The sequence below is a fragment of the Paenibacillus sp. JT31N7 genome, assembly GCF_059692095.1.
Genome location: NZ_JCAUAT010000001.1, coordinates 236,212 through 250,853, shown reverse-complemented (window position 1 = coordinate 250,853; position 14,642 = coordinate 236,212). Strand labels below are relative to the sequence as shown.

At 48.7% G+C, this 14,642-nt stretch carries 15 protein-coding genes; 7 read left to right on the top strand and 8 right to left on the bottom strand.

Annotated elements, in window-relative coordinates; translation table 11 throughout:
• Positions 1–21: 21 nt before the first annotated feature.
• Genes AC58P5_RS01095 through AC58P5_RS01085 form a run of 3 tightly spaced genes read left to right on the top strand, consistent with a single transcriptional unit; the run spans position 22 to position 1,846 of the window.
• On the top strand, positions 22–945 hold the full coding sequence (locus tag AC58P5_RS01095) for a DUF8832 domain-containing protein (protein WP_497384063.1): 924 nt from the start codon (positions 22–24) through the stop codon (positions 943–945).
• 11 nt (positions 946–956) lie between these two features.
• On the top strand, positions 957–1,577 hold the full coding sequence (locus AC58P5_RS01090; protein ID WP_497384061.1) for a nitrite reductase: 621 nt from the start codon (positions 957–959) through the stop codon (positions 1,575–1,577).
• A gap of 14 nt (positions 1,578–1,591) precedes the next feature.
• Positions 1,592–1,846, top strand: coding sequence for a glutaredoxin family protein (locus AC58P5_RS01085; protein ID WP_497384059.1), 255 nt, complete (start codon positions 1,592–1,594; stop codon positions 1,844–1,846).
• A 1,014-nt stretch (positions 1,847–2,860) separates the two neighbouring features.
• Here AC58P5_RS01085 and AC58P5_RS01080 read toward each other — a convergent pair.
• From AC58P5_RS01080 to cls, 5 genes are all read right to left on the bottom strand, one after another.
• The gene (locus AC58P5_RS01080) at positions 2,861–3,550 is read right to left on the bottom strand and encodes a hypothetical protein (RefSeq protein ID WP_497384057.1); all 690 of its coding nucleotides are present in this window, start codon (positions 3,548–3,550) and stop codon (positions 2,861–2,863) included.
• Positions 3,547–4,446 carry an ABC transporter ATP-binding protein gene (locus AC58P5_RS01075; protein WP_497384055.1) on the bottom strand — a complete coding sequence of 300 codons (900 nt, stop codon included), beginning with the start codon at positions 4,444–4,446 and terminating at the stop codon, positions 3,547–3,549. Before AC58P5_RS01075 ends, AC58P5_RS01080 begins: the two co-directional genes overlap by 4 nt.
• Positions 4,443–4,826 carry a GntR family transcriptional regulator gene (locus AC58P5_RS01070; protein WP_497384053.1) on the bottom strand — a complete coding sequence of 128 codons (384 nt, stop codon included), beginning with the start codon at positions 4,824–4,826 and terminating at the stop codon, positions 4,443–4,445. Before AC58P5_RS01070 ends, AC58P5_RS01075 begins: the two co-directional genes overlap by 4 nt.
• A 182-nt stretch (positions 4,827–5,008) precedes the next feature.
• Entirely contained in the window at positions 5,009–5,728 is a 720-nt protein-coding gene (locus tag AC58P5_RS01065) for a YebC/PmpR family DNA-binding transcriptional regulator (RefSeq protein ID WP_497384051.1), read from the bottom strand.
• Between the two features lie 219 nt (positions 5,729–5,947).
• Positions 5,948–7,393, bottom strand: a complete 1,446-nt coding sequence (gene cls / locus AC58P5_RS01060) for a cardiolipin synthase (RefSeq protein ID WP_497384049.1) — start codon at positions 7,391–7,393, stop codon at positions 5,948–5,950.
• Between the two features lie 215 nt (positions 7,394–7,608).
• Between cls and AC58P5_RS01055 the strand changes: the two genes are divergently transcribed.
• The gene (locus AC58P5_RS01055) at positions 7,609–7,794 is read left to right on the top strand and encodes a hypothetical protein (protein WP_497384047.1); all 186 of its coding nucleotides are present in this window, start codon (positions 7,609–7,611) and stop codon (positions 7,792–7,794) included.
• Between the two features lie 303 nt (positions 7,795–8,097).
• The gene (locus AC58P5_RS01050; RefSeq protein WP_497384045.1) at positions 8,098–8,487 is read left to right on the top strand and encodes a YmaF family protein; all 390 of its coding nucleotides are present in this window, start codon (positions 8,098–8,100) and stop codon (positions 8,485–8,487) included.
• A gap of 61 nt (positions 8,488–8,548) precedes the next feature.
• On the opposite strand, the gene AC58P5_RS01045 is transcribed toward AC58P5_RS01050, so the two are convergent.
• From AC58P5_RS01045 to AC58P5_RS01035, 3 genes are all read right to left on the bottom strand, one after another.
• Positions 8,549–9,973: a PQQ-dependent sugar dehydrogenase gene (locus AC58P5_RS01045; protein WP_497384044.1), complete on the bottom strand. Its 1,425-nt coding sequence runs from the start codon at positions 9,971–9,973 to the stop codon at positions 8,549–8,551.
• A 179-nt stretch (positions 9,974–10,152) separates the two neighbouring features.
• Positions 10,153–10,710, bottom strand: a complete 558-nt coding sequence (locus AC58P5_RS01040) for a hypothetical protein (RefSeq protein ID WP_497384042.1) — start codon at positions 10,708–10,710, stop codon at positions 10,153–10,155.
• A gap of 191 nt (positions 10,711–10,901) precedes the next feature.
• The gene (locus tag AC58P5_RS01035; protein WP_497384041.1) at positions 10,902–12,206 is read right to left on the bottom strand and encodes a PASTA domain-containing protein; all 1,305 of its coding nucleotides are present in this window, start codon (positions 12,204–12,206) and stop codon (positions 10,902–10,904) included.
• Positions 12,207–12,464: 258 nt separating this feature from the next.
• Between AC58P5_RS01035 and AC58P5_RS01030 the strand changes: the two genes are divergently transcribed.
• Complete coding sequence (locus tag AC58P5_RS01030) at positions 12,465–12,944, top strand: PH domain-containing protein (RefSeq protein WP_497384040.1); 480 nt, start codon at positions 12,465–12,467, stop codon at positions 12,942–12,944.
• Entirely contained in the window at positions 12,937–14,463 is a 1,527-nt protein-coding gene (locus AC58P5_RS01025; protein WP_497384038.1) for a PH domain-containing protein, read from the top strand. The genes AC58P5_RS01030 and AC58P5_RS01025 overlap by 8 nt, the downstream gene beginning before the upstream one ends.
• Positions 14,464–14,642 lie beyond the last annotated feature (179 nt).

Genomic DNA, 14,642 nt, shown 5'->3' with positions numbered 1-14,642 from the left:
TGAAACGGAGTTGCTATAACCATGAAGAAGAAAATTATCCTCGTCACTGCTGCGGTGCTCGCTTTTAGCGTATTGGATGCATGCGGCAAAGGGGAGGATAAGAAGCCAGCAGGCGGAAATAACCATGCCGGGCATGCAGCAAGCAGCGGGCAAGAGAACATCAAGAAACCGGCAGAAAATGAGAAAAAGGAGGCGGGAGACATGGAGCACGGAGGCGGCCACGGCGATCATAGCGCAGCTGCAAAGCCTGCATCGGAGGATCTTAACGTATCGTTTACCTTCCCTGCAGGCGCTGCAAAAGCAAACGAAGAAACGGAATTGACTATTCAAGTTACGGATAAGGACGGGAAAACGGTCAATAAGTATGATGTCAATCACGAGAAACTGCTTCATCTTATCATCGTCAATCACGATTTGTCGTTCTTTAACCACATTCATCCAGAGTTTAAGGAAGACGGCAAATTTACGGTGAACACTTCGTTCCCTGCTGGCGGCGAGTACAAGGTGTTTGCGGACTTTATTCCGACTGGCGGTATCAACACAACGCTCAGCGAATGGGTGAAGGTAGAAGGCAAGGAAGACAAACATGCCGCGATTACGGCCGAAGCGAAGCTGGTGAAAGAAGTGGGGGGCAAGGAAATCGAACTGGCCTTGAGTGGTACAAAACCGAACGAAGACGTGACATTGACCTTCTACATTCGCGATGCGAAGACGAAGAAGGGAATTGATAACCTTCAGCCTTATTTGGGTGCGGTCGGCCATGTTGTGATTCTCTCGAAAGATGCGAATCAGTATCTTCATGTTCATCCGGTCGATGAGAAAGCGATGGGGCCGGATGCGAAATTCGCGACTTCTTTTCCGCAAAGCGGGACGTACAAATTATGGGGACAATTTCAGCATAACGGCGAAGTGTTCACCGTACCATTCGTCGTTGATGTGAAGTAAGGAGAATGATCATGGGAGAAAAGACGAAACTGGCGGTATCACCAGCCATTCAAGTCGGGGGAAGTCTCTTTACGCCGAAACAGCTTGCCAAGATCGGTACGATCACCGGTTCGGACGCCAAAATTGAAATGACCTCGTTCAAGCAGCTTTACGTGGAAGTGCCTCTCGATAAGCGGGAGGCTATCCAGGAGGAGCTGGAGCGCGCCGGACTGGAAGTATACCCGGCGGGGTTTGCGACTAAGAGCCTGATTGCCTGCAACTTCTGCAAAGGCGCGGAAGAAGCCGGTCTGGAGACGGCTCGCATCTTGCATCGGGCGATTGCCGGTATTGCGACGCCCACCCCGCTGAAGATTGGATACGCAGGCTGTGCGCTAGGTACGAGTGAACCACTGCTGAAAGATATCGGGATCGTTAAAATGCGAGACACATTCGATATCTACGTCGGAGGAGAGCCTAAAGGAATCAAGGCCGCGATGGGCCGACTGCTGATCTCCGGCATAACGGAAGAACGGCTTGTACCTGTTGTATCGACGCTTATCGATTTCTACAAGAAGCAAGCGAAAGGCAAAGAAAAGTTCAGCAAATTCGTGGACCGAATTACGATCGAGCAGTTAAAACAATTTGTCGCGTAAAGGAGCGAACTTTTATGCTAAAAATCGATTCGAAAACACCAATCAAAATTTACACGATTCCGACTTGCAACGATTGCCAATTTGCCAAGCGCTACTTTAATGAGCATCAAATTCCCTACATCGACTTCAACTGCGAAGAACATGTGAAGTATACGAAAGAAGTGCTGGAGCTGACCGGAAAGCAGATCGTACCTACCATTGTCATTCAAGACAAGGTGTTCGTTGGTTTCGCTGAAAACTTGAACGAGATAAGCAAGCTCCTGCAATAAATGTGGGATGACAAGTTACAAACAACGATGATGAAATGCAGAGTGCTATTAACAATATGGATAAGATATAGTAACTAAACATGTTGTTGTACTTTAGCTCAATTTACGTATATTTTTTGAACTTAAAGTTATTGAGTTATTGCATTAGAAGGAACGGTTCGTTCTAAACGGCATTATGCAATAACTTTAAGTTCATTTTTTACTTACGCAAAACGTTTAAGTTCACCAATGCAATAAGGATAATGGAACGACGAATGTCGGATGACAAGAACTTATATCGTTTGCCGTATTGGGACAAGAACATATATCGTTTCCCGTAATTGAGGATCTTTCTCAAGACGCAAAGAGAACGATGTGAGTTAAGCGTAGAAAACAACTCGACGTCCAAGCAGTATGTTCTTGTCATCCGACAAAACCGAGCTACTTGTAGACATATGTACAAAATACGGATTTTGTGAAGTAGATGTATAGAAACTCTCTGAGGCTGCTGCATTATTTGTATTTGTTTTGTTTGTTCGGTATTATTACGCGATAATCAATCGCAACGCGCTTTCTAAATTGTTTTAAATACTTGTGAGTTTAATTTACTTTTGCTTATAAAAATTACTTGTTATTTTTATAAGCACTTTCAAACTTCTAACTTTGTTTAAAATATTCGCATAACATCAGTTATCTTTAATGTTTTAATATTCATTTAGTCATCTAGTCATCTTATGATCTTTAAATTGAGTTTTTTAATGCGACGCCGTGTATTCTTCAAGCTCCGATGACGGATCGGATTTCTCTTTATTCATGGAAAATGCTGCCACAAGTTCAACAACAGCCGGTATAATCGCCTGGGTTTGTGTTCATTACTTTTTTCCCGCTATATCGCGCTCCGGGCTTATTATAACCATAATATATATTATGTAAACTAAATTTCCTCCTACACGACGACCCACACTAAACTAAACTCACCTCCAATATGCAGTCATAAAAAAGACGCCCGAAAAACGGACGTCCTCATTATTTGGGTCAAGCGCTCGCTCTTCTAAGCAGGAGATAAGAAGCCGTGGCAAATAGTATCGTTACAGGAAACAGCCAAACCGCTAATTGTACGGCCTTATGCCCCGCTATCCATGTAAAGATGGCTGCCCACCAGCCGTTGGCGGTACAAAGAAAAGCAAATGCCGTAATCACCAGGAAAAGAGCCGCCATCAGGATGAATGTCCCCTTTCCCCCGAATTTACGCTGAAAGCTCCCGATTACAAAACCGGCAAATAGATTGTAGAGCAGGAGGCTGAAGAAAATAACGTACTGCGCAAGAACCGATCCGTCGCTCAAATAAGGTAAATGAAAGAAATGCAGATTGCTTCCCCAATTGCCGGTCCATACCTCCATACAGGATAACAGAAGTATCAGCAGAGCGGTCAGCACGGATACGCCTGCAAACATGATTAGGGTACCTTGATAATAGTCGGTACGTCTTACACTGAAACCGAGCGCAAACGGAAACGTCTGTGCAGCCGTAAGGATCCCGCCGATAAACAGGCAGACAAAGACGGAAGCTAAACCGCCGGTATAGATTTCAACACTTCCCGTAAGCGTGCTTACCAGGTAATTTACGATAAAATTCCCTAGTAGGATCCCGCCGGGAACATACAGCCATAACACTTTATTCCGGTAATGAATACTCATAATTCCGGACAAACGCTGCAAATTCATGACCCGTTCACCACTTTCTCTTCGAGATTGGTCTTCGTCAGGTAGATGATGAGCTGCTGCAGGGATACCGGAGCGATTTCGAGCCCCATATCTTTGGCCAGCAGCTTAGCCCGGGATTCGGAATCCCCCGTAACCGTGACGGAAAGCATGGACGCAAACGGTTCCCGGTGGATCACTTCTTTTCCTTTTACAAAAGATTCCACGCTCGAAGCCGGACCGATCACGGTATAAGCCATTCCCCGCAGTTCCTCCGTTTCGGCATCCAGGATCAGTTTGCCGCTATCGATAACAAGGACATGCTCCAGCAGCCGGCTTACCTCGTCGATCAGATGGGTGGATAAAATGATCGTCCGCGGATGCTGCGTATAATCTTCGATCAGCCGGTCGTAGAAAAGACTCCGTGCCACGGCATCCAACCCTAAATAAGGCTCGTCGAAAATAGTGAGCGGCGAACGGCTGGCAAGGCCGACTACTACGCCGACCGAGGAAAGCATTCCTCTGGAAAGCTTTTTGACATTCCGCTTAAGAGGCAGTCTGAAGTCCCGGATCAGCGATTCCGCGTAATCTCCGTCCCAATTCGGAAATACGGCTGCCGCTACTTTCAACACATCCGCTACCCGAAAGTTATCGGGGTATTTCTGGCTTTCTTTAATAAAGCAAATCTGTTTCATTACCTCGTAATTTTCATAAGGACGCTGCCCAAAAACCTGCACGTCCCCGCTCGTCGGAAACATTTGTGCGGTAACCATTTGCATGACCGTCGTTTTGCCCGCTCCGTTTCTACCGAGTAGACCGTAAATTTTGTCCGGCTCCAGGGAAAAGCCGATCCCATCCACCGCCGTAACCTCTTGAAACGTTTTCGTAAGCCGGCTAACTTCCACTACATATTCCTTCATCCGCTTCTGTCCCCTTTCCGGATCATTTCGACAAGCACTTCGGTTGTAATGCCCAATTTCTCAGCCTCCTGAACCATCGAGACAACGAATTGCTCATAAAATTGGGTTTTCCGCTTCTCCATCAATCCTTGACGTGCTCCCTCAGCAACAAACATGCCAATCCCCCGCTTCTTGTATAAAATTCCTTGATCCACCAACAAGTTAACACCTTTGGCCGCCGTTGCCGGATTAATCTGGTAGAACGCGGCGAATTGATTGGTCGATGGAACCTGGGTTTCTTCAGGCAGCCGCTGCTCAATGATGTCATCTTCGATCTTTTCCGCGATTTGCATGAATATAGGACGGCTGTCATCAATTCGGAACGACACTTTTATCACCATCTCTCATGTTCAAACTTAATTGGTTAGTTACTCATGTAATTAACCATATAACAAAAGAGGCGCCCCGTCAATAGGCACCCGTCATTTTAACTATTACCATACATAATATTAGTTATGTAAACAGAATCGGAATGTGTTGCCCTCAAACGCAAAAAAACCGCCCGAAGGCGGCTTACAAATGTTTATTCACCGAGGTCTACGTTATGATAAACCTGCTGGACATCTTCCAGATCTTCCAGAACATCAATCAATTTTTCAAACTGGGCCTGCGCGTCTTCCGGCAGTTCCAGATCGTTTTGCGCGAGCATCGTTAATTCGGCTACGGTAAACTCGGTGACTCCCGCGTTTTTGAACGCCTCTTGTACCGCATGGAACTGATCGGATTCCGCATAAACGATAACAGTATCTTCTTCCTCGATGATGTCGCGAACATCCAAATCCGCTTCCATCAAGAGCTCCAGTACTTCCTCGGAAGATTTACCCTGGACGCCGAAAACGGCCGTCGGATCGAACATATAAGTAACCGAGCCGCTGACGCCCATGCTGCCTCCGTTTTTGTTAAAAGCGGAGCGTACTTCCGAAGCTGTCCGGTTTACGTTGTTGGTGAGCGCATCGACAATCAGCATGGAGCCGTTAGGCCCGAAACCTTCGTAACGAAGGGTGTCGTAGCTTTCTTCTCCTCCGCCTTTCGCCTTCTCGATCGCGCGGTCGATAATCGCCTTCGGCACCATGTATGTTTTTGCACGCTCAAGAACGACTTTTAAAGCACGGTTCGATTCCGGATCAGGCTCGCCCTGCTTGGCTGCCACGTAAATCTCGCGGCCGAATTTCGCATAGATCCGGCTGGTGCTTGCGTCTTTCGACGCTTTTTTCTCTTTTATATTGTTCCACTTACGGCCCATTAATGATCCCACTCACTTTCAGAAAGGTATATACCGAGGATGGCAGCGGTGGACACTGATCTTCCGCCCTAGTAAGTGCTGCCTCAATTATAACGAATATATTATATATCTAATCGGACCTCTTGAACAAGTTCGAATACTTTCAAAATCGTCTGCAGCATGCTCCGCCACGGTCCCGAAAACACAAAAACCCGCCATAAACGCGGGTTTTCTCTTGCGCTAAAGAATCGGAGAAACCAGACGGGCAACCGACTCCTTGATACGGTCCATGAGAGACCGTTCTTTGTACATATCAGGCGTAAACTGCGAGCAGTACAGCATGTCCTCCTCGAAAATAAGCCTTTGCTGCGTAGCGGTACGGGTGTCAAACAGAAAAGCATTGACTTCAAAATTCAGCTTAAAGCTGCGCATATCGAGATTGGCCGTCCCGACCGAAGCCACTTTGCCATCGATGACGATCGTTTTCGCATGAAGGAAGCCTTTCTCATACAAATACCCTTTCACGCCCAGCTCGAGCAGTTCTCCCAGATACGATTTGGTGGCCCAATAAACCATCTTGTGATCGGGAATCGACGGAATCATGATCCGGATATCCACGCCCGACAGCGCGGCCATTTTCAATGCGGTCAAAAGGCTCTCGTCCGGCACGAAATACGGGGTTTGGATAAAAATGCTTTCTTTGGCCGCATAAATCATTTTCAGATACCCGTTGCGGATTTGTTCCAGCTCATTATCGGGGCCGCTTGACACAATCTGAATACCTACCGATCCCTGATGCTTGATTAAAGGATAGTACCGCGGTACCGCCTTCAGATACTGAGAGGATGCCAGGTTCCAGTCCATAAAGAACTGGGCCTGCATTTGCAGAACGGCGCTGCCTGTTACCTTCAGATGCGTATCGCGCCAGTCGCCGAACCGCTCGTTGATACCGAGGTATTCGTCGCCGATGTTAAATCCGCCGATATAGCCGGTCATGCCGTCAATGATCGCCAGCTTCCGGTGATTGCGGTAATTGACGCGGAAATTCAGGTACGGAATACGGGACGGAAAGAAAATCGCCACTTCTCCGCCCGCATCCAGCAAGGGCTTGTAAAAATGACGGGGCAGCCACGAGCTGCCGATATCGTCGAAAAGAAAGCGGACCTCGACGCCTTCTTGTGCTTTCTCCGCCAGCGCATCGATAATCCTGCGCCCGAGCCGGTCGTCTTTGACGATGTAGTACATGAGGTGAACGTGGCTCTGCGCCTCTTTGATCGAGGTCAGCAGAGAAGCGAACTTGTCGTTGCCGTCCGTAAAAATCTCGACCTCGTTATCCTGGGTATAAACCGCGGAACTGCTGGTCAAATTCATATAAATGAGATCCTGATAATCGGCCATGGCCGGATCCTTGTATCTCACCTGGCTTTCACGGAAGCCTCTGCGCTGAGATTCGATCAGATTGTCGATATCTTTCTGATTAAATTCTTTCAGCTTGTAAATTTTGCGCCGGCTCATGTTCTGCCCGAAGATCAAGTAAAGGATGAATCCTATCCCCGGCAAAAAAATCAGAACCATGACCCAGGCCCACGTAACGCTTGCGTTCCTCTTCTCCATAAACACGACAGCCAGGGCAAACAGAAAGTTCAATAGAGGAACAAAAGAATAAAGCTTCATCAAGATGTCCAAAGATGCGTACCTCCATTTAACTAAGGGAACCGGGAATATTTTAGATGCCGATCCCTTTCATGATCATACATCATTTTGGATGAAATCGAAAAGATTATCCCGGTTTCTTTTCGATTTAAATTGTCGTTTGCGGGGGATTCTTGACGTTCGCACCTGTAAACATGTTAAAATAACATGTCGAAAGGCACAATTTTTCAGGAAAGGTGCGGGCCGCCATGCGTACAGAAGATCAAGTCCAAAGAAAATTAACGGAGTTAAATAAACAGAAACAATCGGTGCAGGAGCGCCTGAACATCGACCCGGAGAACGATTTTCTGAAAGCGCAGCTGGAAAAACTCGAAGATATGACGCTTATGCTGGAATGGGTACTGAATGCACCCACAGGCAGCTATCATAGTTAACCTCGTTAACTAAAAAAGAACAGGTGCATGCTGCGCCTGTTCTTTTAGGGGTCCCGCCAACATTATAACGAAAATATACGCTAAGCCTTCGGACGTGACCGGCTTAGCGTTTTTTCATACTCTAAGCCCAAGAGTCCGGACGGTATAACCCGGACCACCGGTCATTCAACTCGCTACGAACTACGCGACTTGGACAGCTCGGCGCTTCCGTGTACGCCTATGGGTTTTAGCCGTTTCCTGACAAACATCATTCTTCATACACTAATCCAGTACATTAACCCATAAGATGAAAGGAGCTCCAGTATGAAGATTCCTGTTACCGGATTCGTAATGGATTCTGGAGACGACGACGCCCATCATTCGCACAAGCTTTATATAACCTCTTGGAATGGCACCCCTGTCCATATCCATGCATTTTCCGGGATAACTTCCATTGAAGATGGACATTCTCATGAGTATGCGAGCTGGACTGCCCCTGCCCCTACCGGTGTTCCTCATGTACATGGATATCATACCGAAACTTCGCTAAATCAAGGTCACATCCACATCATACAGGGAACAACTGGACCAGCTATTGATCTTCCTGGCGGCGGACATTATCACTTATTCGAGGGATATACGACGATTAACGGCCGTCATCCTCATTCACATGCCTATAGCGGGCGAACGGGGAATGAAGTGGGTCGTATGTAAGGAAATAAGTGAAGGACGTACCCTATACTTTATAGGACGTCCTTCATTTTATAGTTATGAGTTATGGAACAATTTCAAAAACAGTACCTTGGTTAAAATCAGCGACTTTCGTAGAGCCATAAACCCCTAAATATAGTCTGGATTGATTCAGATTCGTACCCAAACTAACATAATAAGCGGATTGAGACCCAAAATTATAATCGGTTTCAATTATACTAAAATCATTTAGTTTACAATCCGTTCTTACACGGGTATAGGCTAAAACTCCTCTAACCGGAAGTTGAGATTCTGTAGCCCGAGCTAAATCGGTAAACACAACGTTTCCCGCTAAATCGGGGATTTCATTTCCCATATATGGCTGGACTCCTGTAAGTGCAGTTCCTTCAAACTTATCGGTTCGGGGATCTTTATGAAAATAACTCGTTAGAGGTTGAAGACGCCGCACTGAAGTTTTTACGGCTTCATCGAAATAAGCGATGGTTTTCTCAGCCAAAGCCGGATTTGCAGAGCAGCCTGTTATTATCGAAGTAGGAAAAGCGCCTTCCCACCCTCGCCAGCCAAAGTTAATAAATCCTTCTTGGTCAGGTTCAGATTTCATTAGAAAGGCTTGAACAAGCTGAGTAACCGGTATGGGTTTATAATGAACGAATGAAAAAATCGACTCTACGAGATCCTGTCCGACATTTCCTGCGTATTTGATATACTGATTATAAAACCTTTGAAATGAAATGCCTGGTATATTGCGAACTCCTTTGGCAATTACCGTTAGCGTTTCCTGAATAGGTACGGGCAGCTCATTAAAACGTGTAACTACGGGCGGATTAACGATAAATGTATCCTTCCCGACATCCATTTCAATTATTTTACCTGCGATTTCCATATCATTTTGGCTTAAATTAAATGGATCATAGCCTGATCCGCCATCTCCGGTTGTCAAAACAAGTTTTCCTGTTTCAGGTGAAAAGTTTAAGCTGTTGACACCATTATGATTTAAAAAGGGTCTTCTTATATGAAGCAATGTCCGCCGTTTCTGAGGTTGACCATTCGATTGTAGAATCCATTCTTCAACTGTATCAATATGATCATAATGAATTTCCCTATTGATCCACTTTAGGTTTAAGCTTCTAGAATCACACGGGTTAGGCTTAAAGGATTCAAAAGCACCTGGAAGAGCGCCTGGACCTTGGGTTCCAGCTAGTGAATAATGGAGATAAAACAAACCATTATAATAAAATTCGGGATGGAATGCTAGCCCTAGCAATCCCCGTTCATCATATCCACCACTAGAGACACCTAGTTTTATGATTCGTGGGCGAATATCTAAAAACGTCCTTATGACCCCGTTCCCTATGTAAAAGATCTCTCCTACCTGGGTTGCGATAAATAATCTTTCAGTTGAGTCACCCGGAAGTATAGTTGTTTTCAAAACAGTGGGTAAGTTTATCTTGCTTACAATGGGCCGTAAACTGGCCTTCACTTTTATCAAATAACTGTACGCTCCTTCTTCGTGTTTTTTTATAAGAATATGAGTAGAATAATTCTATTAGTACCAACTTAAGCCGTAAGCCCTCTTAGCTTCATGATACAAAAAAAGCTCCCGGAACATTTCCGGAAGCCGTTAACCGTTTCAAGCTTTAAAAGGTGCAAGTCTACGATTTCACATATTCACATAAAAATTTCTTTTCTTAATTTTCTGCGCGAATGGCGCAAAATCAATTCCGCATCAAACAGTTCGTGAACCAGAAAACAGACGGAACCGCTGCACGTAAGCTGATATTCTTTTACGGGAAAAAGATCCGCTTTGAGCTTAACCGGGTGGAAACAAACTTCCGCGCTTCGGCTGTTCTCGTAGCCCGCGTACAGAATTTCCCGCTTCGCTTCCAGACTGTCAATCAGCTTCTCCAGATGAAGTTCCTCGTGATTCATTCCGTCCAGCGTACCTCCCGGCAGCGCCTCAAGATGAGCATAAATCGCCTTATGAAGAATGGTCTCTTCCCTGTATCGGTAAGAACTGACTCTGCGCAGCAGCGGGCCTGTCTGTCCGAAGACGGCGCGAGGCTTTTTATGTAAGCTTTTAACGGGGATCAGTACCTGTTCGACGACTTCCTCGCTCAATTGTTCTTGAAGGATGATTTCCAGCATCTTAATGGATGAGCCTTCCGAATGCATAAGCAGGTCAAACAAATAACGCTCGTTGCCCCACATCGACCACTCTTTCTCCACTCGCCCCCGTCCTCCTTTTTTACTATTCGCTCTCTGTGAATAATAGTAAACGATTTCCAGTCTTTCAGGTAGGTTATCAAATGTCTTGTGAAGGGATAAATTTGCAGAGAATCCGCGATATTCACGAAAAAAAGAGCCATCCACCCGGAGGTGAAGGCTCTTTCGCTAGGTTTACGTCTTGCGGCTGCCCGTTACTGTCCTTTGCTGATGTAGAACGTAACGCGGTCGCCTTTGTTCGCCGGCTGATTCGGCGGGGGCTCCTGCCTGAACACTTTGCCGCTTTCGGCGGGATTGGGTTCGATGAAGTACGAATACCGCATCCCGGCCGCTTTCACCGCCTGCTCCGCTTCTTCCTGGGTCATTCCGATCAGATTCGGAATCTGGCCCGGCACCGCGTCGGTTGCCGGCGTGGGCGTCGGTGTAGGCTCCGGAGACGCCGTATTAACCGTAGGCGTGGGCGTCGGCGCCGGCGTGGAAGTGGCCGTATTGCCTGCCGTACCGCCGCCACCTGGACCTTTGTTGGGGCCGCCCGGCAGCAGCATATACATGAATACGGCAATGCCGAGCAGAACGACGGCCGCCGTCCCCAAGGTCCAGATGGTCCGCTTGAGCGGCATCCGCTCCCGGGTCTCGGCTTCTTCCGCTTCCGGCTCCTTAGCCTTAGCGGGCTTCTCAATCCGGCGGACCCGTTCCTGCTGGGCAGGCTCTTCTTCCTGCCGATACTGGATGCGCGGCGGCACGGTCTCCCGCACCGGCTCCGCCGGAGCGGCCGGCGGTATGAACGCCTTAGGCGGTGCCTCCGCCGTCTTCTCCAGCGCGATGATTTCCCGCAGGCTGAATATAAACGAAGACAGCGAGACTTCTTCGCGGAAAACACGGCGCGACAAAGCAAGCAGCGCCTCTTTCTGTCCGGACGTCAGCCCGTTCAGGTTCGGCACCACATTCTCCTGGTACTGGTCGAACGTCGCCGGTCCTTGTTTCGAATGCGTGCTGATTTGATACAACAGGGTGCACAAACCGAGCGAGCCCCGCGAAATCAGTTTGCCGGGAGACCAGTAATTCATCACTTTCAGGCGGTTATCCTCCGTCATCCACATATTCTCGGCCGTTACCGAGAAACCGGAGATTCCCTCTTCCATCGCTTCCTGCATGCCTTTGCCCAAATCGAAAATAGCGGAGACAATTTCTTTGCCCCGCATGCGGTGGCGTCCCAGCTGAGCGGGAAGCGGTGTTCCTTTCTGTGCGGTCAGTACCGTATATACATGATTTTCAGCAAGTCCCGCATTCAAAATATGAAAAAAACGTTCGTCCGAAAACTGTGCGGCCTGACCGAGCACACGCAAGTAATCGGATGATGAAGCGTCCCCTGATTTTTCTACCATAAGCAGAAATACATCCCGGTGCAAAGACAGGTCTTTCCCTGCATACATGACGCCATCCGCCAAAGGATGAATCGGTTCGGTCAATACGTACCGCTCTCCAATGCGCTGTTCCATTTTAACAGTCCTCCCGTCCGTGCGATCCTCTACGATTCTCCAATCGTTCTCTTTCTATAGTATACCATTCGGAGCTTATTCATGTTTTGTGCGCGAAAACAAGCGTCTCTCGTGTCATTATGAAGGAAAACGGAGAAAATAGCAAAAATCCTTCCCTCTTCTCCCAGTTTTGAAAAAATGTTTTATAATGGGGAAAGGCCTTACCGGAAAAGGCTGGAAACTAGACAAAGAGAACCGTAAAGGAAAGGATGAGGAGAAATGAACAGACCGCTGACCCGCCGTTTGGACCGGCGATTTGTGACCGTATCTCAGATCAGCTCGCTGCTGACTAACGGCATTTTGCTGCTGGCTTCGTTAGCTTACCTAACGGTGGCGCAAAACCGGGATTGGCTGATGCTTCCCGGATGGATTGCGGCAGCCGCTTTCGCCCTATCGCTTGTTTTATTCACTTTCGTGATTCCGCAGGCGAGATACCGGCTGTATGCGTTCGAAGTAACCGAAGAAGAACTTGAAATCCGCAGTGGCTGGATCTGGATTACGAATATTCTGGTGCCGATGGTACGTGTCCAGCACGTCGAGCTTGAGCGGGGGCCCCTGCAGAGATATTACGGGCTCGCCGAGCTGAAAATCGTGACGGCCGCCACGACTCACCGGATCAGGGGCCTCAGCGAGGACGATGCGGAAGCGTTAAAACACCGGCTTGGTGTGCTCGCAAGGGCGGTGGACGAAGATGAATGAGCCGCGCCAATTACATAAGTCTTATATTCTTTTCCCCGTCTTGAAGGGGCTTCAAACCCTGGTTCCGGTTTTTGTGCTTATTGCCATACGGGAAGGAGAATGGAGATGGATTCCCCTTCTGATCCTGCTCGGCGTCTGCGCCCTGTTCGCGGGGTTCGGAGCGGTCGGCTGGCACACGTTTCGCTACCGGCTGGAAGAAGACCGTCTGATCATTCAAAAAGGCCTTATATTCCGCGAGGAAAAAATGTTGTATTATCCCCGAATCCATTCGATGAACACGGAACAGCCTCTTGTCCAGCGGCTGCTCGGCGTTGTGCAGCTCAAGCTCGAAATGCCGGGCGGAAAAAATGAGTCCGATGGCGTTCTGCCGGCCGTATCGGCGCAAGAGGCCGCAAGGATTATCGGAGAGATTAAGGCTTTCCTCTCCTCCTCCGGTTATTCCCCTCATCCCGCAGGGAACGGTGAAAGTGCCGGGGGCACGGATAAGGCTGCCGAACAACATGCGGAACTTGCGGAACAAGAGGGCCGGCCGCCGCTTTCCGCTTCTGCGGATGAAACGGGCGTGTATGCTTACCGGGCGTCGGCCGGAACGTTGATTCTTGCCGCTTTCTCCACGCTCAACATCGGGTTGATCGCAGCCTTCGTGGCCGGTGTGCTGTCTCTTGCGGACGACGTGCTTCCCGGCAATTTATACGCACGGTTATGGAACGCGCGCAACGAACTGCACGGCGGCTGGCTGGTCTACGTCCTGCTGGGCCTCGGCGGTTTGGCGGCGGCTTGGCTGCTGGCAGGACTCTTGTATCTGCTCAAATATGCGGGCTTCGCCGTCCGGGCCGAGGCCGGGACGATCACCGTTTCCTACGGGCTGCTGGAAAAAAAGAAGCACACCTTCCAGGAGGCGCGCGTGCAGGCGGTGCTCATTAAAGAAGGGCTAGTGCGGCAGCTTATAGGGCGGGCTCAAATCGAACTGCGGGTCGTTTCTTCTTCCAAAGAAGAAAAAATCATGCTCATGCCGCTTGTGTCCGCTAAGCGGATTCCGCAGCTGCTGCCGCTTCTGCTCCCGCGTTTCAGCCTGCCGGATATCGAGAACCGGCCGCCGGCAAGAGCACTGCTGTATTACAGCCGCACCGACGTTGCCGTAGCGGCTGTTCTTGCGGCGGCAGCCATCTATTTCTGGGGAGCGGCCGCCCTATGGGGACTGCTGCTGCTTCTGCTGGATTTCCTCTGGTCATACTCCCGCTTCAGAAGTTCGGGAATGACTCTCCGGGGAAGCCAGCTTACCATACGCGGCCGGATAATCGCGAGGTCGACCTGGCTCGTGCGGCGCCCTCAAATTTTGAGCCTGCGCATGAAAGGCACAAGTTCTCAGAGACGCAAGCATCTTCTGAGCCTCTCCGTTTCGGTTATGGGAGACACGAGCGCAGCCGCCTGCGAAGTCTCCTACATCGAAGACCGGGATGCGCAGCGTGTATGGTCCTGGTTCAGCAGAAGCGCGGAAAACGCGCACGGCAAGGACTGAAGCTTTTTGGAGCACGCCTTGCCATCATCTTGCATCTAGCTTGCCGGAAATGGAACATTTGTTCCCCGACCCGTAAAAAGCGCATTTCGTTACCCGGCTATACTTTTTTATTCGCTTTCCGGATGCTTTCGCCGGTATCCAGCATTTTCCTTTCGGCCGTTTTCGTTTCATCCTTCTTC